Annotated in this window: 1 protein-coding gene; it reads left to right on the forward strand. The window is 40.9% G+C overall.

The features are described 5' to 3' along the window. Window positions 1–260 precede the first annotated feature (260 nt). A complete protein-coding gene (locus tag R7Z47_RS24845) occupies window positions 261–659 on the forward strand; it encodes a hypothetical protein (protein ID WP_318130762.1) in 399 nt (132 codons plus the stop codon). Window positions 660–714 lie beyond the last annotated feature (55 nt).

Consider the following 714-nt stretch of genomic DNA (forward strand, 5'->3'; position numbering starts at 1 on the left):
GGCGTGGAAAGTAAGGTATTGAAAGAGATCGAAAACGTCATCACCGCGCAGCCAGAGCAAGCAGATAACGCCGTGCTACTCAAAGTGCGCAGTGACATCAAAAGCTGTAAAGAAAAACTCAGCAATATTAGCCTGATCAGCTAATCGATAAATAACCCTAAAAAGAATGGTCAACATTATTGGCCATTCTTATTCAGAACCATTGATGAATATTCACACATACCAAAGCATAATGCTGAAATACTGAAAAAGAGGTCAGTATGACATTGAATAATACGCGAGTAAGGGAATTACTCATTAAAATGGCGCACCATCGCCAAACGTGTTTACCGCTTGTCGATCCTCATTCACATATGAATATTGCTCGATCAGCCTATCGGTTCGTTAAAATAGAAAAAGTGATGATCAAAAAAATGGTCGAGCTATTTTTTGATCAAAATGGCGACGACTTTATCGCAGAACACGCCAACAAAACGGGAATTGCTACTCTCGGTAATTATAAAGAGATGCATTTTATGAATGCGCAATTACTGAGTGAGTTAAAACAGCTCCTCCGAGAATTGGATGATGCCAACTTAACAGCGCTGATCTCGTACTGGGTGGCGGCGTTACAAGTCGAAAACGACGAGCTGGAAAAACATTTACCCCAAGGTGAGTAGCTCTGCTCACCTTTTTCCTTCGTTTACCTTCTCTATTTTTGCCCTTCTATCTGTT

The sequence above is a fragment of the Vibrio sp. 1641 genome (assembly GCF_033339995.1).
Lineage (GTDB): Bacteria > Pseudomonadota > Gammaproteobacteria > Enterobacterales > Vibrionaceae > Vibrio > Vibrio alginolyticus.